The following is a 20,094-nucleotide window of genomic DNA, read 5'->3' on the forward strand; positions in this document are numbered from 1 at the left end:
CTGAGCAAAGATTAGCTGCCTTCTACAGAGGGAAGGAAACCGGGATCAGCGAACTATCACTGTAATAGTAAACCGCCTCATGAAATGCTTGACGACAGCTTTCTAGCTTTGTTTTCCGGTCAAGCCGGTGAGAATCTGTGAGAGACGCTTATTTGGCGCTAAGCCGAGAGTAATTGACTTGTTTCTATTGACATCGTTATATACTCTTACTGAAATAGTCGTTGGAGGTAGGATATGTTTGATTTTCCCGAATATGTTTACTCTGATGTTAGGGTAGAGGAAGTCTCGAATAGCAATATAGTTGTTACTCTAGGAAGAACGGATAACATGAAGGAACAGAAATACGTTGCGGCTTTCATCAGGATTTTCGATGGAGAGAGGTGGTATTTCAGTTCTACTACGGACCTGAACTCTGTTCAAGGTGAGATCTACAGGCTGGCAGATCTTGCTAAAAAGAATCCATCTATCGAAGCGAACCAGATAGTTCAGAAGTTTCAGGTAAACAAGGGTTCGTTTTTGAGATTCGAGAAATCATCGGATATCTCAACTATACCTCTTAAGGAGAAGCGCGATATTCTTTCTACCTATTTTCCCATAGTCGAAGAAAGTGGTCTCGTGAGATTTTGGAGGGGCCAATACGTAGACCAGAGAGTTGTCAAGAGCTTCTTATCCAGCAAGGGAGCAGATTTGAAGTTCGATTATCAAAGGGTGGGCTTCAGAATGCTCTATCAAATGGCCGATGGAGAAGAGCAGCTTATGGACAGATTCGACCTTGCCGGTAACGAGTTAGAATCGATCAAAGAACTTTCCGAGGACGTCAGGAAGTCAGTTGAAGCTTCTGAATACTTCATAAGAAACGCAAAGTCTGTGATCCCTGGAAGATATCCGGTGGTTCTTTCTCCAGAGGCGGCAGGTGTGTTTGCGCATGAGAGTTTTGGTCATAAGAGTGAATCAGACTTCATGCTCGGAGACGAGACGATGATGAAAGAGTGGAAAATAGGCAGAAAGGTCGGCAGCGAAATCCTTTCAATAGTAGATGATGGAAATAAACCTGGAGTAGGTAACGTTGTTTTCGATGACGAGGGAACAAAAGCTGAAGAAACTTACTTGATAAAGAACGGTTGTCTTTCAGGGAGGCTTCATAGTGCCGAGACTGCTGCCGCTCTAGACGAGGAGTTGACGGGAAACGCCAGGGCCGTGAGCTTTGAGTTCGAACCTGTAGTTAGGATGACGACTACCTACATCCTGCCGGGAAGGCTCTCCTTTGATGAATTACTTTCAGGTATCAAAGAAGGACTCTATGTCGATTCACTAAACCATGGTTCAGGAATGTCTACATTCACTCTCGCTCCCTGCAGAGCTTATATGATCAGAGATGGAAAGATCGCTGAGCCTGTGAAGATTTCTGTTGTGACGGGAAGTGTTTTCCAGACTCTTAACGAAATAGAGGGACTAACCGAGGAATTCAAGCTTCTGTCATTTGCGCTTGGAGGATGTGGAAAGATGGAACAGTACCCTCTTCCCGTTGGATTCGGCGGACCGTACGTGCGTGTACGTTCGTTGAATGCTCACTAGGAGGTGCTGACTATGACTAAAGAGAGACTTGTCGTTCATTATACAGAGAGTGCTGTGAAGATAGTTCAAACTCGGGTTACTTCAGTAAGAAAGAAAGACATTCTTCGAACTTCAATTCGTCTTTACGATGGTAAGTCAATGGGTGTTGCCGGTGCTTTTGGAAATTGCGATGAGCGAGAGCTCATAAAAAAAGCAAGAGAATCTCTCGAGCTTGGAATTCCTTATGCTTGCGAACCTTGCAAAGAACTAAAGAGAGAAGAACAGCACGAATCAGATCTTCAGAACGAGGCGGAGCTTCTGGAAGCTGCAGAAGATATCCTTGAGAGACTGAGAAGAGATCAGCCACAATTCAGTTTCAGTCATTTATTCAAGTCGGCTAGGGTAGAGTCTTTTCTGGAGAATGATCTCGGTCTTGATCTGAGATCGTCTCGAGAATCTCTCAGCATGGAACTAGTAATAAAGGACAAACAGTCATCTAACATTATCGATGCAATGACAGGATACGAAGGAAGAGAGTTCCGAAAGGATTCGTTTGTAGGACTGACTAATATGATTTGTGATGCATACAAGAACCAGCTCCACGACATAGAAGAAGGAGTATATCCGGTAGCTTTCATGTCGGGCGACATGACGTATTACAAGAAACTCTATGAGTCTTTGAATGGGATGCTGTTTGGTTCTGGCGGATCCCTTTTGTCAGGGAAAGTCGGTGAGAAGATCTTTTCCGATAGAGTCACTCTCTTGCAGACGCGTAACGTCGATGATGGTTTCTTCGAACCGTTTTTTGATCTAGAAGGGACTGTAAATCAGTTGGATAGATTTGCTCTAATTGAGAGCGGAGTGCTAAAGTCGCCATATACGGATAAGAAAACGGCTACAACTTTTAATCTACCTCATACTGGTTCTGCAGGTGGAGAGTACGATGGTTTGCCGGAGCTGGGGATACCGAAGCTTAAATTCGCTGAATCACAGGAAACTGCAAAACAGCTTCTCAAAGGTCAGAAGGCTATCTTCATTCTAATTGCCAGTGGAGGAGACTTCACACAGGACGGGCGCTTTGCAACCCCGGTTCAACTTGCCTTCCTGTTTGATGGAGAGAGGTTTGTCGGAAGGCTCCCCGAGCTGAGTTTGAGTTCTCATATGTATGATATGTTTGGCAAGGACTTTCGCGGGGTCTCAAACGACGATTTTCTGGGAGCGGAGAATTCGAAGATGACGATAATAGATATGAAGGTGAGCAAACTGTAGCGTTTTTCTTCCCAATAGTCTGGAGGTGTGATGTGCGCCCGATAGCAATAGTTGGAGCCGGAATGATGGGAAACGTTCATGCTCGGTCATATAGAACGATAGATGAAACGAGTCCCTTATCGATAGTCGATCCAGTTGGAAGCAGAGCGAAGGTTATCTCCGACAAATATCGAGCAATCGCTGCAAGTTTTGATGAAATCCTTGCAGATGACGAAATAGAAATAGTTGATATCTGCACGCCGACTTTCACTCACAGAGATCTTGTAGTCAGAGCTCTCGAGGCGGGCAAGCATGTCTTCTGCGAAAAGCCGGTAGCACTGAAGATTGAAGACGCCGTGGCAATGGACAAGGCGGCCAAAAAAAGCGGCAGAGTGTTTATGGTGGGCCACGTCGTACGCTTCTTTCCGCAGTATATTAAGGTTAGAGAACTCGCTTCCTCAGGTGACGTTGGCGAAATCGTAATGGCTAGACTTTACAGAGGAGGATCCTTTCCCTCGCACGGTATAGATAACTGGTTTGCAGATATCACCAAAAGCGGCGGGGTCTTCATCGATCTCTCCATACACGATTTTGATTTTCTTAGAAAACTGCTTGGCCCGGTGAGAACCGTCGAAGCGAGGTCCGTAGAACTCAGCTCGACAGTGAAAAAGCCTTCTTTCGATCACGGCATGGCGATTCTGAGGTTCGAGTCCGGCGCACTGGCCCACATCGAAGGCAGCTGGGCCGAACCGGCCGACATGCCGGTTGGATTTGGAACATCTTACGAGTTCATCGGCACTAAGGGAATGATCACGAACAGCTACGAGAGAGAAACTACGCTTCGCCTTCAAACCTCAATCGACGGCAAGCCCCTATACTCTCAAGAGAATCCGATCTTGAATGATCCATATACCGAGGAGCTGAAATCGTTCATACTATCGATAGAGGAAGGCAAAGAAGTCCCGGTGAGCTGTGAAGAGGCTACAGAATCGTTGAGAGTTGCACTGGCAGCCAACCTGTCGGCGAGACTGTTGAGACCGGTAGAACTCTCGGAGGTGTCGTGAGATGACTAGAATTTCGATTCTTGGAATAGCTCACATGCATGGCTACAGCTACGTCAAAGCGTTGAAGGGGAAAAGAGATGTTGAGATTGTTGGGATATATGACCACGACAGATCAAGGATGGCAAGAGCGAGCACTGCTCTTGAGGTTAAATCGTACGACCACCCCGAAGAGCTTGTAGCTGCAAGCGACGGAGTAATAGTTGCAAGCGAGAACTCAACTCACAGAGAGTTCGTGGAAATCGCTGCTCGATGCGGAAAACATGTATTGTGCGAAAAGCCGATTGCCACATCTGTTGAAGATGCCGAGGCTATGATAGACATATGTCATATAAACAACGTTAGGCTTCAGATGGCTTTTCCGGTGAGATATAGTGCCTCCGTAAGAAAGGCCAAAGAGTTGATCAAGAATGGTCTTTTGGGTGAAATCGTCAACCTTGTTGGAACTAACCACGGGAGAATGCCTGGAGGCTGGTTCATAGATCCCGAACTTAGCGGTGGTGGCGCTGTTATGGACCACACCGTTCACGTTGTTGACACCGTAAGATGGCTCCTCGACTGCGAGTTCAAACAGGTCTACGCCGTATATGACACCCTGATTCACGATACACGTGTCGAAGACTGCGGACTGGAGATGTTCAGACTTTCAACGGACCAGTACATGACGCTTGACTGCAGCTGGTCGAGACCGAGAATCCATCCTTACTGGGGTGATGTGACTATACACATTGTGGGAACCAGAGGTACTCTCTTTCTGGATATCTTCAACTCTAAGATTGAAGTCAGTTCCAGCGAGAAAGGAAATCGCTGGGAAAACTACGGAGATGATCTCGATCAGCTTTTGACGAGAGAGTTTCTTGAAGTGATTCATTCTGGGAAGGAACCTTTGACTAATGGAGAAGACGGATTGAGAGCTCTTGAAGTGGTCTCTGCTGCCTACAGGAGCTTTCGGGAAGGAAGGGAGATCGAGATTGTTTGACTCGATCTTCTTTTTTCGCCTTGCTTATTCATAAGGCGTATAATCTAGGTGTTATGATAACAGTCATGAGGTGAGTTGTTTGGAGCAGCAGTATGACCGTAGAAAACTTGAACAGGAGTTTGACAGCCTTCCCGAAGCTTCGCCTATAGCAGATATCGACCCATTCAAGGGAGACATAATCGCAATGGTGGGAGCTCTTGCTCTTGATTTTCTTGAGCTTGGCGCGGATGACGTTCTGCTAGATATTGGAACCGGGCGAGGGAGATGGGCCGTGGCAGCCAGTCAGCATTGCAAAAAAGTAATAGGTATAGACATAAGTAAAAGGATGCTCGAAGATGCAAGAATGAACGTTGCAAGCGCGGGAGCCGAGAATGTAGAGTTCTATAGAGGATCTTTTGAGGACCCGTGTGAAGAGACGGATATTTCGCAAAAGAATGTAAACAAGATAGTCGCTATATACTCTCTTCACCATCTTACTGATTCTATGAAGGCGGAGGCAATCTCAAAGCTTTCAGCGATGCTTAAACGTCCTGGGCGGATTGTTGTCGGCGACATCATGTGGTTCGATGACCCTGGCAAGTACAGGGACGAATGGGATGAGGTCTATTTTGATGACAGCGAGACAGATCATCCGGCGAGCATCTCGTTCATGCGAGAGATCTTTGAAAAATCTGGTGCAGAAGAAATCGAGATTCTTCAAATTCATCCGTTGGTGGGGTTGATATGCGCCTCCTTTTCCTAGCGATGTCTTCAAGATAAGTATATTCTGAAAGTCTCCAGAAGCCTTGAACCGCGAAGTTTTGATGAAAACTGGAGCTTCGCTTTTTTGTGCCAAGTCGAAGAATTCATGTATAAGAGAAGTCTTGATCGATGAATCCGATTTAGGTGGTATCCTATACCCGGATTCTTACCTCATCGCTGCACACATCATCATCTTTGGAGTTCAGTCACCTTATTACTGAGTTCCTGAACTAGTAATCGTTATCAATAGACCTGATGTCGCATTTCTACGCTATTGATTATAAGTCCCCGCATGAGCTGGAGAGACCGCTTTCGGCTCAAAGACCCGCTTGTCAATAAACGCTGCACGCTGAGCGCTGTGAAAAGCCAAGAAGCAAAAATAGAGACTGCCCGGTTTCTGTGGTCTATACCATTCTTCGCCTCTTTTGTTCTGTCATTCTGCAGTGATGTTATACGGGATCTGCTTTCTCTCCTCACTCTTGGTAATCTCGAATATGGTTTTTCTCGAAACGGAGCTCTCGGTGTTGGTCCCTCTTAGTCTTGCACTCGTTCCTTCAGAGACACCCTCCGCCAATGCGTAGCCCTCCTTCAAGGGAGGACTTAGGATCAGGATCATCAAGAGCCAAATACAGCATGTATTGTCAAGGGCGAAGGAGCATGATATGATTTCTCACTTACTCCCTAACCTATAGGTAGTGATGAGGACATCGTACGGGTGGGAACTTCTGCAACAAGTACTCTATATTTCTATTCCTTGGTCGTTACTTTCGTTCCGTAGACTCCTGCCCCAGGATCGAAACCCCGGTTTCTCGCTATCTCTTCAACGGACTTCTGAAGAACATTCATCATCGGAATTGAGGCAAGCACTTCGTCTAGACCTTCGGAAACATATATGGACTCTACACTCTCTTTCTTTAAATTCGTTAGCGTTATTAGGTCACACTTGTCTGAAATATCTCTGTGTAGTTCCTGCATCAGGTTTTGGGTTACACCTTCCGGATTCATAGTGAGTACAACCGGTCTGTCAATCAACAGATCAACAGGGCCATGCCTGAAGGCTGCTCCTGCGTAGAAAATCAAGCTAATCTTAGCGACTTCGGCAAACATAAGTCTTGCCATGCTGCCAACTCCGAGGCCGTACCCTCTTGCGACAAGAATCTTCTCCCTCTTCTCAGAAAGAAGAGTGGCGAGCCAAGACAAATCAAGAGAAATCGCCTCTTCTATTCTTGAAGGCAGTTCAGAGAAATTCAACGATCTTCCCGTCTTTGAAGCAGCAATCAACAACATTAAGACTACGCTGTTTACGAAAGTCTTGGTAGCACCCATAGATCTTTCATTTCCGGCCTCAAGGAGGAAAACCCTTTCACCTGGAAGAAAATTCGCGGCACTGCTCTGTTCATTGTTCGTGATCAATGCCATCACTGGAAGTAGTTCCGTGTTATCTTCAATGAACCTCAGCAGCTCAGCGCTTTCACCAGACTGACTGATCAGGAAGATGGTGGAATACAGTTTGAGGAGCTCCCTGGATGAGTAAGATATAAGTTCGGACATTTCAAGACTTGCGGCGTCTACCCCTGATGATTTTAGAAAGGTAGCTGCCGTCTCCGCCGCATGGAGTGAAGCTCCCATCCCTGTAAAAAGTACCCTCTCGAAATTAAGACTCTTCGCCTTCTTCGAGATAATGCCAGAAGAGGAAAGGAGTCTTCTAACGGCATCTGGTTGCTCTAGCATATCCTGCATGAATTTCGACATGTTTATCATCCTTTCATTGTGGGAATTCTCGATCCTAAAGGAATTGATAATAGCTCACCATTAAGAGTTTATCATCTCGGAAGAGTGTTTTGACTAATCGGTGGTATTGGTGCCATAATTAGTGCGGAGGTGAAGCTATGTCGTTAGTCACAACAAAAGATGGTACCCGGATATATTACGAAGAACATGGAGATGAGAGCAGACCATCGCTTGTCATTCTTAACGGGATAATGATGTCCACGAGTTCATGGGCGGGTTTTCTGACAGATTTCTCCAAGCATTTCAGACTGATACTCATGGATTTCAGGGATCAGGGACGGTCCGAAAGGAAGCAGTCACAATACTATATCTCTGTTCACGTGAATGATCTTGTCGATCTACTTGACTTTCTGAATATCTCTAAAGGAAATATAGTAGGTCTCTCTTATGGTGGACAGGTGGCGGAGATGTTTGCAATAAAGTATCCAGAGAGGGTCAAATCATTGGTCCTCGCGAACACCCCTCCAAGAATCTCACCTTTCCTTGCTGAGTTAGGCGAAGCGTGGAAGGAAGCCGCAATGCTATACGATGGGGAGAGGTTCTTCAAACTTGCAATTCCGTTTATATACTCCGACTTGTTCTATAACAGAAACCTGAACTGGCTGAAAGAAAGGCAGAAGACCTTTAAGTCAACTCTCAATCGGGAATGGTTTGAAGGTTTCATAAGGCTTGTCTCTTCAAATCCTGATTTCAACGTGCTGGATGAGCTTCACAAGATTGAGTGTCCAACGTTACTTCTTGGTGCTGATAGAGACATTATTACCCCAATTGAAGAGATAGAGATGATTCACGAAAAAGTAAAAGGCTCCGAGTTTTTGGTTATTAAAGATGCGGGTCACGGAGCTTTCCTCGAAAAGTCAGGAGAATTCATTACGGCTGTAATAGGCTTTGTTCTAAAGAATTGTTAGTAAACAAGACAATGTAGAAGTTATTCATCTTACTTCGACAATAATCCTCGTTAAACGGCTCAAATCGAACTTAGAATCTCAACGCGTTTAGTGTATTCTTAAAGTGAGAGATGATTCATCTTTCATTTATGAGAGATGAATCACGCCGCGCAAAGTGTGAGGGGTGATCTTGGTGAGTTCAGTTCCGGTAATTGGCATAGCGGGAATCGGGACATACATACCCGACAGTTACATGACGCCCGACCAGATAGCTGAGGCGACTGGAATTCCTCGAGACGTGATAGAACTGAAGTTCGGGGTGAAGAGGAGATTGCTTCCAGGACCAGAAGACACAACGAGTAGCATGGGAATAAGAGCCGCAAGGAAAGCTCTCGAAAACTCCGGTACTCATCCCAAAGATGTCGATTTGATAATCTGGAATGGAGCTCAACACAAGGATTATCCTTGCTGGTTGGCCGGATTAAAGGTGGCCGACGAGATTGGGGCAACAAATGCCTGGTCGTTCGATATGGAAGCCATGTGCGGCTCGATGATGGCTGGCATGGATATCGCAAAGAGCATGATGATAGCGCGAGACGACGTGGAAACAGTGCTCCTTGTAAGCGGCTATAGGAATGTTGATCTGATGAATCTCTCCGAGCCCTCTACTTCTTTTATGCTGGATGTTGGAGCAAGCGGAGCGGCAGTAGTCATGAAGAAAGGGTATAACGAAAATGTCGTTCTCTCCTCCGCATTCAAAGGTGACGGCTCCTTTTCCGAACTTTGTGTCGTCCCGGTAGGCGGAACAAAAAAATGGCCGATGAGCAGAGAAGATGTGTCGGAATACCATTTTCGTGTCCAGGGAGACACAGCAGAATTCAAGAAGCGTCTTGGAGAGACGACAATGCCCAACTTCTATTGGGTTATCAGAGAGTCTCTAAGAAAGAGCGGCTACTCTGAAAGTGATATCGATTATTTAGCAATTCTACATTTTAAAAGATCGGCTCATTTTGCAGTTCTTGAAGAGCTTGGGCTGAAGGAAAATCAGAGTACGTACCTTGATTACTACGGCCATCTTGGACAAAATGATCAAATTCTCTCAATTGAATTGGGTTTGAGAGAAGGAAAGATCAAAGACGGTGATGTGATCGTTATGGTCGGCGCCGGATTAGGCTTCGTCTGGGCCGCAACAACCGTAAAATGGGGCAAAGTTTAGGAGGCGTAAAGGTGAGAATGGAAGGTAAGGTTGTCATCATTACTGGTGGCGCAAGAGGTATTGGTAAAGCAGCAGTTGAGAGATTCACGAGAGAAGGGGCGATAGTCTATGCCTGCGATATGGATACTGAAGGTCTTGAAGGCTTGAAGAATGAATTCGCCGAGCTCCCGGGAAAGGTAATACCAAAGAAGCTGAATGTGACGGATAGAAAGGCAATAGCTGATTTGGTCAACGAAATCAAGAGTGAGTATGGTCACATTGATGGGCTTGTTAACAACGCTGGAATCACTAGGGATGCACTGATCCAGAGAATGACGGAAGAAGATTGGGATCTAGTTATCGACGTGAATCTGAAGGGTGTATTTAACATGACACAGGCTATTGCGCCTGTGATGCTTGATCAAGGTTATGGTGCAATTGTCAACACCTCTTCAGTTGTCGGAGTGTTTGGAAATATCGGTCAGTCAAACTACTCCGCCTCCAAAGGAGGAGTAATAGCCATGACAAAGACTTGGGCAAAAGAGCTTTCTAGAAAAGGAGCCAAGATCAGAGTTAATGCTGTCGCTCCTGGTTTCATTAAGACTCCAATGACTGAGAAAATGCCCGAGAAGATAATTACAGCGCTCGAAGAGAGGATACCGTTGAAGAGAATGGGTCTTCCCGAGGAGATTGCAAATGTGTACTTCTTCCTGATTTCTGACGAAGCAAGTTACTTAACCGGTCAGGTGATCGGTGTCGACGGGGGACTCGTGATTTGAAGATCTCTCGAAGTGAGAGAACAAGATTACAGATAAAGCAGGCGGCTGAAGAGCTGTTCAGTCGTCTTGGTTTTGAGATGACGTCTGTTGCCAATATATGTAGGACCTGCGGATTGTCTAATGGAGCCTTTTACAGACATTACGCAGGAAAAGAACAGGTGTTTAAGGAAATTGTACAGGACATTAAGGCTGAATTCGAGGCCGCAACAACCTCGATAACCGGTCGTGATTCCAGAGAAAGACTCTTCAATCTGTATAGAACTGTCTTCAATATTCTTTGGGGATCGAGGAAGAAATTTATCGCATTCCACGAAGCCGAGTATAGATTTCCCGATGTTGAGAGTTCGGTCGACAAGACCTATAAGGATTCTCTTCTTTCAACTATCTCTATAGGCAAGTCCACACTTTCAATGCCCGAGTTTTGGTTTCTTGTTGGTAGTTCGAGATTTACTGCTATCTACTGGATTATCTACAACGGAACAAGGGTTCCTGATTCCACTGTAGAGTCGTTGGTTGATTTTACTCTGGGTGGATTTGTTAAATCTGAGCAATTTGACAGAGAAGCACTTGATTTCACTTTTGACAGAACAATGGCAAGCGGAGGTACCAAGGCGAAAGAAGTCATTCTTCTTGCTGCGGAAAGGCTTATGGGCGAGAAAGGGTATTTCGAGACTTCGATTTACGATATCACGAGTAGGGCAGGTTACGGTCAAGGTACATTCTACTTGCATTTCGAAAGCAAAGAGAAACTCCTTCAGGAGCTTGTTTATCAGGCAAACAGGAATCTCAGGAGAACAATGAGAGACGCCGTTTCCGGCGTTGAAGGAAGACTAAACAGAGAGATCAGGTCTTACAAGGCGTTTCTTCTGTTCATGGATGTTCACAAGGAGCTCTACAACATCGTGAGAGAGTCGGAATTTGTGCAGCCGGAGACAGGCCGCTTCTACTATGAAAGACTCCTCACATCATACATAAGTTCGCTTGAAGAGGCCAGATTCAAGAATGAGATTAGACAGATTGACTCGCGAGATCTTGGAGTCTTCTTGATGGGGATCGGACACTTCATGGGTCTGGATCTTCTCTTTAGGAATGAAAAGGAATACGAGAAATGGGACGAGCATCTGATAGAACTTGCTTCGCTAATGGCAAAAGGGTACGGAGGTGCTTTTAGTTGAATTGGAAGGATGAATATAAGAAGAAGAGAATTAGCATAGAAGAAGGCCTCAGGAACGTAAGATCTGGTACAAAAATCGTGACCAGCATGGCCGCTATGGAAGCTCGGGGTCTTCTTGAAAATCTCCACAGGGTTGATGGTGTCGAAAACGTAGCAGTAGCAACTTGTTTGAACATTGGCGAGTACCCCTTCTTTGTTAACAGAGAGTACGAAGGAAGATTCCTTAATGAATCATGGTTCCACTCGACGGGTGCTAGGAAGGCAGTTAGCAACGGACTGAGGACTGTAACCTACATTCCGAATAATCTACATACTGCTGGCGTGGAACGTATTATGGCCAACAAACCCGACATATTCTGGGGAGTCGCATCTCCCATGGACAAGAATGGTTACATGACGGTTTCCCTTTCTACCGTTTACGAGAGGGACATGGTTGAGAACGCGAAAATGGTGATCCTGGAAGTAAACGACAGGGCTCCAAGAACCCATGGGGACACACATGTTCACATAAGCGAAGTTGACTATGTGATAGAGAACAGTTTTGATATTCCTGAGCTTCCCGATACCGAACCCTCGGAGACGGAGATGCGAATTGGCGAGCATATATCGTCATTAGTTGTAGATGGCGCCACTCTGCAGATCGGAATCGGCGGTATTCCAAATGCCGTTGCCAAGTTGATGGAAGACAAGCATGAACTTGGAATACATACCGAAATGTTCACGGAGTCCATGATTCATCTCTTCGAAAAGGGAGCGATAACGAATTCGAGAAAGAGTCTCTGGAAAGGAAAGTTCATTGCTACTTTCGCCCTTGGAACGAAGAGAATGTACTCCTTTGTGGAAGACAATCCTGGGGTTCTTTTGCTTAGAGGGAGCTATGTGAACGATCCTTACGTCGTTGCGCAAAACGATAACATGGTATCCATAAATACTGCCATATCCGTTGATCTAACAGGACAGGTGTGTTCGGAAGCAATCGGAACAAGGCACTATAGTGGCACAGGAGGACAGCTTGATACTCACAGAGGGGCCTCTATGGCGAAGAACGGAAAGGGGATAATTGCTCTGAGGTCCACCGCCAAGAAGGGAACCGTTTCCACAATCGTTCCTCTTCTCCCTCTGGGTTCTCCGGTAACTGTGCCTAGGCAGGATACTGATTATGTTGTCACTGAGTTTGGAATCGCGAGGTTAAAGGGTCTAAATGTCTTCCAGAGAGTAGAGTCTTTGCTTAACATCTCTCATCCCGATTTTAGATCTGAGTTAAGAAAACAGGCCAGCGAGGTTGGATTGATTTAGGAGGTTTTTGATGAAGAAGGTCTTCATAGTTGGTGCAAAGAGAACAGCAATAGGTACTTTCGGAGGGGCTTTGAAAGATGTTCCGGCGGTCGAGCTTGGTGTTACTGCATCAAGGGCTGCGATAGAACAATCAGAGGTAGACCCCAAGAACATCGAAGAAACCATAATGGGTTGCATATTGACTGCCAATCAAGGTATGGGACCGGGAAGGCAGGTCTCAATCGGAGCAGGCGTACCTATCGAGAGTCCCGGATATCTAGTGAACATGCTATGCGGATCCGGAATGAAATCGACGATGATCGGGGCCCAGGATATCCTTACGGGCGAAGCCGATCTGGTCTTGACAGGTGGTATGGAGAACATGTCTATAGCCCCTTACATGCTGGACAAGGCAAGGTTTGGTTACAGAATGGGCAGCGGCTCCATAACGGATCACATGATAAGAGATGGGCTAACGGATGTTTTTAACGATTATCACATGGGCGTTACTGCGGAAAATCTCGCAGCAAAATACAGCATAAGCAGACAGGAGCAAGACGAATTTGCACTTGAAAGCCAGAAGAGGGCAAAAGAAGCAATCTCCGCAGGAAAGTTCAAGGATGAAATCATTCCCGTTGTCATAAAGCATAGAAAGGGAGACATTGTATTCGATACCGATGAGCATCCTAGAGATACAAGCATGGAGATTTTGGCGAAGCTGAGACCTGCATTCAAGAAGGATGGTTCAGTAACGGCAGGGAATTCATCGGGAATCAATGACGGTGCAAGTGCAACCGTCCTGGCAAGTGAAGAAGCAGTAACGAAGTACGGGCTTAAACCGATTGCAGAGATAGTCTCATTTGCTCAGGCGGGAGTCGATCCAGCATATATGGGATACGGTCCTGTTCCAGCCGTTGAAAAGGCTCTCAATAAAGCTGCGATGAACATCAAGGATGTAGGGCTTATCGAGCTCAATGAGGCTTTCGCTTCTCAGGCGCTTTCCGTGATTAGAGGACTTATGGAGATCTACGGAGTCACAAAGGAATGGCTGATTGAAAGAACCAATGTTAATGGAGGTGCAATTGCTCTTGGTCATCCCATTGGAGCCTCAGGGAACAGAATCATCGTTACGCTCGTCCACGAAATGGAGAAGAGAGATCTCGAATTCGGGCTTGCTTCCCTTTGCATCGGCGGAGGAATGGGAACCGCAGTAGTTGTCAGGAGAGTCTAATTTCTGAATCACAGGTAATGCCGCTTTTTGGGAAAGAGTTTTCTTGTTCCAACGTTCTTTTGAAATCATCTGGAGTACAACCTACGTAGGAGGTGGGAAAGTGAAAAAGGTATTTTTGGTTCTACTTATGGCTGCTGTAACTTCACTAATCGTTTTTGCAGCTACTCCGATCAAGATCGGTGCTGTTCTTCCCTTGGGTGACATCACCGGAGATCAGGCTGCAAAGGCAATGAGACTTGCAGTAAGTGAAATCAACGCAGAAGGCGGTTTACTAGGACGACCTCTGGAGTTGATAGTAATTGATGACGAAATGACGCCGGAGAAGGGTGCGGCAGCGATCTCCAGGCTTGCTACCGTTGATAGAGTGGACTTTTTTGTCGGTGGTATGAGCACTGGAGTTCACTTCGCGCAGATTCCTGTTATGAAGAGCTTCCAGAAGGTCACAATCTGGATAGGTGCTGCCGGTTCGCAATGTGAGGTTGCAGTCGGTCCGGACGCAGACTGGTATTTCCATCTGCATCCATGGGATTATCAGCAGGGAGCCAGCTACGGCCAGGGTTGGACGGATCTGGCCGAAGCCTATCCTGATATTGAGATCAACAAAGTCTTCCTGGCGTATGAAGAAGGAGCTTTCGGCACCGGTTCTCATGAAGCATATTTGGTCCTTCAGGCACTGGCTGCAGAAGGCCAGGGAGCTTGGGCAGAAGTCATGAGCGACTACATGGGAGTTTCGTTCAAGAGTGCTGCACTTGGCGGAGGAGATTACCGAGCGATGCTTCAGCAGGCGAAGAAATATGACCCGGATCTTTTCGTTTGGGCGGGTTATGACGCGGATGCTCTTCCAATGCTCCAGCAGGCAAAGGAAGTCGGGTTCTCACCAAAGTTCTTTGTTGGAGCACCTCCAGGATGGCCGGCACATTTCGGCGACTCTCCCCTGGCAGAAGGAGTTACCCTATACGGAATGTGGGCTCCAACGATCAACAGAATCAGCCCCGTAGCCGAGCACTTCTGGAATGCCTACATTGAGATGTTCAAGGAAGAGCCGGCAACTTACTTTGCTCCTCTCGGTTACACTAACATTTACTTCCTTGCAGAAGGAATCAAGGCTGCAGGTACTATTGAGAAGTCTGCGCTTATCAAGGCCCTGGAGCAGGTGGAATATGCGTCTCCAATCGGTGATGTCTTGAAGATTGCGCCAAGTAACGTCATAAAGCACCAGGGCTTCACTGCTCAGAAGATACTTCAGTGGCAGGGTGGCGAACAGCACGTAATATGGCCTCTAGAGTTAAAGACAGCTGAACCTGAATATCCATTCCCTTCCTGGGATGGGAGATAGTCTGATTTAGGTCGGGCAGCAATGCCCGACCTTATTATCTGAAAAAGTTGCTACCAGGGTGGTGAAAGACTTGGAAAAGATCTCTTTCTTGAGAAAGCATAGAGGCATTTTGATACTTGTCGCGATACTTGTGGTTGTCGCGGTCTGGAGGCCGCTAGCCGCGATTTATGGCGTTCAGAGAGGTAGTCTTTATGCACTGATAGGGCTTCCTCTGGCTCTAACTCTCGGAGTAGTCGGAATAATGAACCTTGCCCACGGCGATTTGCTATCGCTGGGAACTTATATTGTTTATCTATTTGCAGTCAATACCGGTATGGATCCTCTTGTTTCGATAATCCCCGCGTTTTTCCTGCTATTCATTCTAGGAGTTGTTATCTATAAGCTTACGGTAACCAGGGTTCTTAAAGCAGGACACCTTAACCAGCTGCTTCTCACTTTCGGGATATCGATGATAGTTCTGGAACTCATGAAGGTTATCTGGACTACCCGGCCAAGAAGCGTCTATGTTGACTATTCTTCGTCCTCAACGACGATTGCCGGCGTTAGATTCGGTACTTACGAGTTGCTTTACGTTGTGTTAGCGTTTGCAGTGCTAATCGCTCTTCAACTCTTTCTAAAAAAGACAAGATTAGGGCAGGCTACCTTTGCAGTCGGTCAGAATCCTCGCGGAGCAAAGATTGTAGGGATAAACACCGATTTCGTCTATCTCTTTGTTTTTGGTTTATCGGTCGCCATACTTGGTATTGCAGCAGGGGTAATGGTGCCGAGATTTGCAATCTTTCCTTCTGTGGGCGCGGCATTCACTATGAAATCATTCAGTCTAGTTGCAATGGCAGGTCTCGGTAACCTAACCGGGATTCTGATAAGTGGTATTGTTCTAGGAGTGGGAGAGGCAATCGTTCAATCGATTCCCGGATATGCCGGTTGGTCTGACATCGTGTTCTTTGGAGTACTGATAGCAGTTATCATGATTAGATCCTTAAGGAGGCAATCACTATGAAGATTATTAAACCGATTCTCCTTCTGATTGTTCTCGCAGCGGCTGTGATGCTGCCACTGCTCACGGAAGCATACTTCATAAGTGTTGCCATAACGATACTTACGTTCATGACTCTTGCATTAAGCTGGGACATGATGTTACGAACGGGTCAATTGTCATTTGGCACAGCAGGCTTCTTTGGTCTGGGAGGATACGCAGGAATCATCGCTGCAGCTGATCTTGGAGTTGATCCTATCACAGGAATCATAATCGGTGGACTTGTCGCCGGAGTTGTATCTCTGGTTCTGGGTATGGCAATCCTCAGACTTAGAGGTCTTTACTTCGCTATTACTACAATGGCTCTAGCGAGCGTTTTTATGGTCATCATAAGGAACCTTCACAAGATCTCGGGTGGTCCGAGCGGTAAAGTCGTTTTGAGCACCCTCTTCAACTACGATTCCAACAAGGTCTACTGGTTTATGCTGGGTGTTGCCTTGATTACAATAGTAATTTCAGAAGTATTCCAAAGAACCAGAATACACTTCGCCATTGACTCTATCAGGGCGGATGAGACCGTTGCTAAATCTCACGGAGTGAACATATACAAGTATTTGATATTCGTCTTTGTTGTAACTTCGATGATTCAGGGTGTGGTCGGCGCGACTTACGCTCTGCAGTACGGCTTCGTTTTCCCCGAGAGCAGCTTTTCGGCTCATTATCTTCTCTTGCCGATAGCGATGGCCCTGGTTGGGGGAATCTACTCAACAATAGGTTCAGTAATTGGAGCGATAATTCTTGGGCTATCCTCTGAGTATCTTAAACTGATCATGCCGTACGGCCACCTGATAATCTACGGTGTGATTATTGTTGTGGTAGTCCTCTTCTTACCCAACGGTGTATATGGCGCAATCAAAGATGTTCTTGGTTTCAGAAAACGCCGTCTGGAGGAACGATAACATGAGTATACTCAAAGTTGAAAAAGTAACTAAGCGCTTTGGCGGGCTTGTAGCTGTAGATGATGTCACAATGGAGATTCGGCAGGGCGAGATTCTAGGGCTAATAGGTCCCAATGGCGCAGGAAAGACAACGCTTACAAATGTGATATCGGGACTACATACTGTGAGTGAAGGCAGAATATTCTTTGATGGTACGGATATTACTTTTCTGCCTACTCACAAGAGATGCCATTTGGGTATAGCCAGAACTTTCCAGATTGCGCGCCCCCTTAAGAATCTCACCGTAGCTGAAAATGTTATGGTTGGTGGGCTGTTCGGAAACGGAGAAAAGCTAAAGGATGGTCGAAAGAGCGCGATTAAGCTTTGCGAAACGATCGGTCTTGCTAAACCTAATGAAGTCCTTGATAAGATAACTGTCTTGGATATCAAGAAGATCGAAATCGCCAGAGCTATGGCAACAAAGCCAAAGCTTCTTTTTCTAGACGAGGTTATGTCGGGTTTGAATATGGATGAAACCAGAGAGATGATAGACACTGTAAGAAAGATTAGAGATACAGGTGTGACAATCTGCATAATAGAGCACGTCATGAGTGTAATTAGAGAGATTACTGAGAGAGTTATTGTGCTAGACAGAGGAGCAATTATCGCTGAAGGTCCATATAGTGAGGTTTCACAGCAACACAACGTGATCACCGCTTATTTGGGGGAGGATGCCTGATGCTTGAAGTCAAGAACGTAAACGTCTCATACGGGAGAATTCAGGTTGTAACGGACTTCTCTTTTTCGGTTGGAGAAGAAGCCGTTGGACTTTTCGGCCCCAATGGAGCGGGAAAGACCACCCTGATAAACTCAATCATTGGTTTGGTTAAACCTACGAGCGGAGAAATACTGTTTGAAGGGGAATCTCTCATCCCGTACGAAACCCATACGATAATAAGAAAAGGTATATCTGTAGTGCCTCAGGACGGTGAGCTCTTTCCTATTATGAACGTTCTCGAGAACCTGAAGATTGGAGCTGCCTACATCAAGGAGGCGAGAGATAGAATTGAAGAGAGGCTTGATTTTGTATTCAAGATCTTTCCGATTCTTAAGGAACGCGCTTATCAGCTGGCGGGAACTATGAGCGGAGGTCAGCAGAGAATGCTTGCAGTGGGCCGTGCTCTGATGGCGGTTCCTAGACTTCTGATTCTAGATGAGCCTTCAGTGGGACTCCAACCTTCTCTGGTTTCAGAGCTCTTTGAGAAACTCTTAGCCATAAAATCTGAAGGAGTCTCTATGATTCTCTCTGAGCAAAACGTTAGGCAGGGTCTGAAAGTAATCGACCGGGGTTACGTCATAGAGAACGGAACTCTTGCAATCGAGAGTACTGCGGAAGACCTTATGCATAATGAATATGTCAAGCGCTCTTATCTTGGTTTGTAGGGTAGACTAAGAGGCTTCTTAGAAGTGATTTGAAATGCGAGAGAAGCAGTTGGCAGTGGTTCTGATGACCTACCTGGTCTTCATGACAATCGGTTTTGAGAGAAATGCTTTTGCGCTGGAAGTTGGTGAAAGTGCTTCGATTGTGTTCAAAGATGTTAATACGAAAGATAATGATCGAGAAACCAACTTGCTAGACGGGAGGGAGTTATTCATGAAGAGGCAGATTGCTAAGAAGTACGTTAAAGTTGTCGACAAGAAGATCTTCTATCTTGAAACCGTGGATTCTGAAGGAATTCCAGTGGTCTTTGTCCATGGAAACTTCGCCTCGAGCAAATGGTTCGAGCCTTCTCTAGAGATTCTTCCGCGGAGATTCAAAGGTTATGCAATTGACTTGCCGAATTTCGGAAGGTCGGATAGGCTTGAAGAAGTAAGTATTGAAGATTACGCGAACTATGTTATTGATTTCATACTTGAGATGAAAGTTGACCGAGTAGTATTAGTCGGTCACTCTTTAGGTGGAGCGGTTGCTCAGAGCGTGGTTGTGAAGAGACCCGATCTGATCGACCGGGTTGTTCTTGTCGATCCGGCTCCGCCTGACGGACTTACTACACCTGAAGAGGCCTATCCATATCTTGAGATGTATAAGGGCAACAGAGACCTCCTGAAGAAGGCTCTTGTTGGGGTTATGCCGACAAGAGCGGAGGACGAGTTTCTAGAGGCTCTGGTTGAAGAGGCGCTCCTGATGGACGGAAGGTGTTTTGTCGAAAATGCCAGGGCTCTTGACAGATACGATTTTACTCAAGAGCTAAAAGGGACCGAAGTTCCCTTTCTGATCATCGTGGGAAAGCTAGATCAGATAATCTCAGAAGAGATGGCGAGGAGATTTGAAAGAGTCATTAGGAATGTGCAAGTAAAGGTCCTTGAAGAGTATGGACACAGTATTATCGTTGAGAACACTGAGCTGTTTATGGACTTGTTCATTGATTTCGTTGGTAAATGAATCTCTTTCAAATGATTACGGGGCCTCTGGCCCCGTTTGTTTGGAGTGTAAGTTCATAATCGATATTCATTCGGTCTTTTCCTTGAGTAGTCTGTCTAGTCTATCGCTGGCCAATCTCTTAATTTCGTCGGCCCTAACGGTGTATTTCACATGTTCACCATCATAGACACTCTCCAAAAGCCTTCACTTCTTCAGTTTTTCGAGGTGGTTGCTTAGATCTCCGGCGGAGATCTTCAGTTTCTTTGCAAGCCTAACTGGACGATGTGGTTCTCTGCTCACTTCTCTCAAAATAGCAAGTCTCTCCTTGCTGGCAAGTGCGTCAGAAAAATCTATACACTCCAACGCTCGTCTTTTTCTCTGAATGGTACTTCTATTCTGTCATAGCCAAGAATGAAAAGATACCTGTCTTTATTGATCATCAAACTTGCCTGGTCGAGACCAACCAAGAAAAGGAGAGACACTTAGTTCTAGAGTAGTGACTGTTTC

Annotated in this window: 20 protein-coding genes; 17 read left to right on the top strand and 3 right to left on the bottom strand. The window is 46.0% G+C overall.

Features of this window, described 5'->3' with window-relative positions:
- The first annotated feature begins 234 nt into the window (after window positions 1-234).
- From B3N33_RS08465 to B3N33_RS08485, 5 genes are all read left to right on the top strand, one after another.
- Window positions 235-1,575 (top strand): TldD/PmbA family protein, encoded by a 1,341-nt coding sequence (locus B3N33_RS08465; RefSeq protein WP_292592966.1) that lies wholly within the window; start codon window positions 235-237, stop codon window positions 1,573-1,575.
- Between the two features lie 12 nt (window positions 1,576-1,587).
- Complete coding sequence (locus tag B3N33_RS08470; protein ID WP_214060325.1) at window positions 1,588-2,823, top strand: metallopeptidase TldD-related protein; 1,236 nt, start codon at window positions 1,588-1,590, stop codon at window positions 2,821-2,823.
- Between the two features lie 32 nt (window positions 2,824-2,855).
- Complete coding sequence (locus B3N33_RS08475) at window positions 2,856-3,866, top strand: Gfo/Idh/MocA family protein (RefSeq protein WP_214079094.1); 1,011 nt, start codon at window positions 2,856-2,858, stop codon at window positions 3,864-3,866.
- A gap of 1 nt (window position 3,867) precedes the next feature.
- On the top strand, window positions 3,868-4,842 hold the full coding sequence (locus B3N33_RS08480; RefSeq protein ID WP_214079095.1) for a Gfo/Idh/MocA family protein: 975 nt from the start codon (window positions 3,868-3,870) through the stop codon (window positions 4,840-4,842).
- 79 nt (window positions 4,843-4,921) lie between these two features.
- Window positions 4,922-5,584, top strand: coding sequence for a class I SAM-dependent methyltransferase (locus tag B3N33_RS08485; RefSeq protein ID WP_214060277.1), 663 nt, complete (start codon window positions 4,922-4,924; stop codon window positions 5,582-5,584).
- Between the two features lie 432 nt (window positions 5,585-6,016).
- On the opposite strand, the gene B3N33_RS08490 is transcribed toward B3N33_RS08485, so the two are convergent.
- A complete protein-coding gene (locus B3N33_RS08490) occupies window positions 6,017-6,157 on the bottom strand; it encodes a hypothetical protein (protein ID WP_214060278.1) in 141 nt (46 codons plus the stop codon).
- Window positions 6,158-6,330: 173 nt separating this feature from the next.
- Complete coding sequence (locus B3N33_RS08495; RefSeq protein WP_214060279.1) at window positions 6,331-7,335, bottom strand: SIS domain-containing protein; 1,005 nt, start codon at window positions 7,333-7,335, stop codon at window positions 6,331-6,333.
- A 137-nt stretch (window positions 7,336-7,472) separates the two neighbouring features.
- On the opposite strand from B3N33_RS08495, the gene B3N33_RS08500 reads away from it, so the two are divergent.
- From B3N33_RS08500 to B3N33_RS08555, 12 genes are all read left to right on the top strand, one after another.
- Entirely contained in the window at window positions 7,473-8,282 is an 810-nt protein-coding gene (locus B3N33_RS08500) for an alpha/beta fold hydrolase (RefSeq protein WP_214079096.1), read from the top strand.
- 172 nt (window positions 8,283-8,454) lie between these two features.
- Window positions 8,455-9,477 (top strand): 3-oxoacyl-ACP synthase, encoded by a 1,023-nt coding sequence (locus B3N33_RS08505; protein WP_214060281.1) that lies wholly within the window; start codon window positions 8,455-8,457, stop codon window positions 9,475-9,477.
- Window positions 9,478-9,488: 11 nt separating this feature from the next.
- Window positions 9,489-10,235 carry a 3-oxoacyl-[acyl-carrier-protein] reductase gene (gene fabG, locus B3N33_RS08510; protein ID WP_103134389.1) on the top strand — a complete coding sequence of 249 codons (747 nt, stop codon included), beginning with the start codon at window positions 9,489-9,491 and terminating at the stop codon, window positions 10,233-10,235.
- Complete coding sequence (locus B3N33_RS08515) at window positions 10,232-11,410, top strand: TetR/AcrR family transcriptional regulator (protein WP_214060282.1); 1,179 nt, start codon at window positions 10,232-10,234, stop codon at window positions 11,408-11,410. Before fabG ends, B3N33_RS08515 begins: the two co-directional genes overlap by 4 nt.
- Window positions 11,407-12,705, top strand: a complete 1,299-nt coding sequence (locus B3N33_RS08520; RefSeq protein ID WP_099828662.1) for an acetyl-CoA hydrolase/transferase family protein — start codon at window positions 11,407-11,409, stop codon at window positions 12,703-12,705. The genes B3N33_RS08515 and B3N33_RS08520 overlap by 4 nt, the downstream gene beginning before the upstream one ends.
- 10 nt (window positions 12,706-12,715) lie before the next feature.
- A complete protein-coding gene (locus B3N33_RS08525) occupies window positions 12,716-13,915 on the top strand; it encodes an acetyl-CoA C-acetyltransferase (protein WP_214060283.1) in 1,200 nt (399 codons plus the stop codon).
- A 100-nt stretch (window positions 13,916-14,015) separates the two neighbouring features.
- Window positions 14,016-15,251 (top strand): ABC transporter substrate-binding protein, encoded by a 1,236-nt coding sequence (locus tag B3N33_RS08530; RefSeq protein WP_099828660.1) that lies wholly within the window; start codon window positions 14,016-14,018, stop codon window positions 15,249-15,251.
- A 61-nt stretch (window positions 15,252-15,312) separates the two neighbouring features.
- Window positions 15,313-16,251, top strand: a complete 939-nt coding sequence (locus tag B3N33_RS08535) for a branched-chain amino acid ABC transporter permease (protein WP_292592978.1) — start codon at window positions 15,313-15,315, stop codon at window positions 16,249-16,251.
- Window positions 16,248-17,186: a branched-chain amino acid ABC transporter permease gene (locus B3N33_RS08540; RefSeq protein WP_099828658.1), complete on the top strand. Its 939-nt coding sequence runs from the start codon at window positions 16,248-16,250 to the stop codon at window positions 17,184-17,186. The genes B3N33_RS08535 and B3N33_RS08540 overlap by 4 nt, the downstream gene beginning before the upstream one ends.
- Before the next feature lies 1 nt (window position 17,187).
- Complete coding sequence (locus B3N33_RS08545; protein ID WP_214060286.1) at window positions 17,188-17,904, top strand: ABC transporter ATP-binding protein; 717 nt, start codon at window positions 17,188-17,190, stop codon at window positions 17,902-17,904.
- A complete protein-coding gene (locus tag B3N33_RS08550) occupies window positions 17,904-18,608 on the top strand; it encodes an ABC transporter ATP-binding protein (protein WP_099828656.1) in 705 nt (234 codons plus the stop codon). The genes B3N33_RS08545 and B3N33_RS08550 overlap by 1 nt, the downstream gene beginning before the upstream one ends.
- A 34-nt stretch (window positions 18,609-18,642) precedes the next feature.
- Window positions 18,643-19,608, top strand: coding sequence for an alpha/beta fold hydrolase (locus B3N33_RS08555; RefSeq protein WP_292592968.1), 966 nt, complete (start codon window positions 18,643-18,645; stop codon window positions 19,606-19,608).
- A gap of 183 nt (window positions 19,609-19,791) precedes the next feature.
- Here B3N33_RS08555 and B3N33_RS08560 read toward each other — a convergent pair whose 3' ends face one another.
- Entirely contained in the window at window positions 19,792-19,887 is a 96-nt protein-coding gene (locus B3N33_RS08560) for a hypothetical protein (protein ID WP_258006229.1), read from the bottom strand.
- Between the last annotated feature and the right edge of the window lie 207 nt (window positions 19,888-20,094).

Source organism: Mesotoga sp. UBA5825 (assembly GCF_002432955.1).
In the GTDB taxonomy this organism is placed as follows: Bacteria; Thermotogota; Thermotogae; order Petrotogales; family Kosmotogaceae; genus Mesotoga.

Coding starts and splice junctions, on each gene's coding strand:
- B3N33_RS08495 (WP_214060279.1), bottom strand. CDS start 7,335: ATGTCGAAATTCATGCAGGATATGCTAGAGCAACCAGATGCCGTTAGA.
- B3N33_RS08550 (WP_099828656.1), top strand. CDS start 17,904: ATGCTTGAAGTCAAGAACGTAAACGTCTCATACGGGAGAATTCAGGTT.
- B3N33_RS08500 (WP_214079096.1), top strand. CDS start 7,473: ATGTCGTTAGTCACAACAAAAGATGGTACCCGGATATATTACGAAGAA.
- B3N33_RS08525 (WP_214060283.1), top strand. CDS start 12,716: ATGAAGAAGGTCTTCATAGTTGGTGCAAAGAGAACAGCAATAGGTACT.
- B3N33_RS08480 (WP_214079095.1), top strand. CDS start 3,868: ATGACTAGAATTTCGATTCTTGGAATAGCTCACATGCATGGCTACAGC.
- B3N33_RS08540 (WP_099828658.1), top strand. CDS start 16,248: ATGAAGATTATTAAACCGATTCTCCTTCTGATTGTTCTCGCAGCGGCT.
- B3N33_RS08555 (WP_292592968.1), top strand. CDS start 18,643: ATGCGAGAGAAGCAGTTGGCAGTGGTTCTGATGACCTACCTGGTCTTC.
- B3N33_RS08465 (WP_292592966.1), top strand. CDS start 235: ATGTTTGATTTTCCCGAATATGTTTACTCTGATGTTAGGGTAGAGGAA.
- B3N33_RS08545 (WP_214060286.1), top strand. CDS start 17,188: ATGAGTATACTCAAAGTTGAAAAAGTAACTAAGCGCTTTGGCGGGCTT.
- B3N33_RS08470 (WP_214060325.1), top strand. CDS start 1,588: ATGACTAAAGAGAGACTTGTCGTTCATTATACAGAGAGTGCTGTGAAG.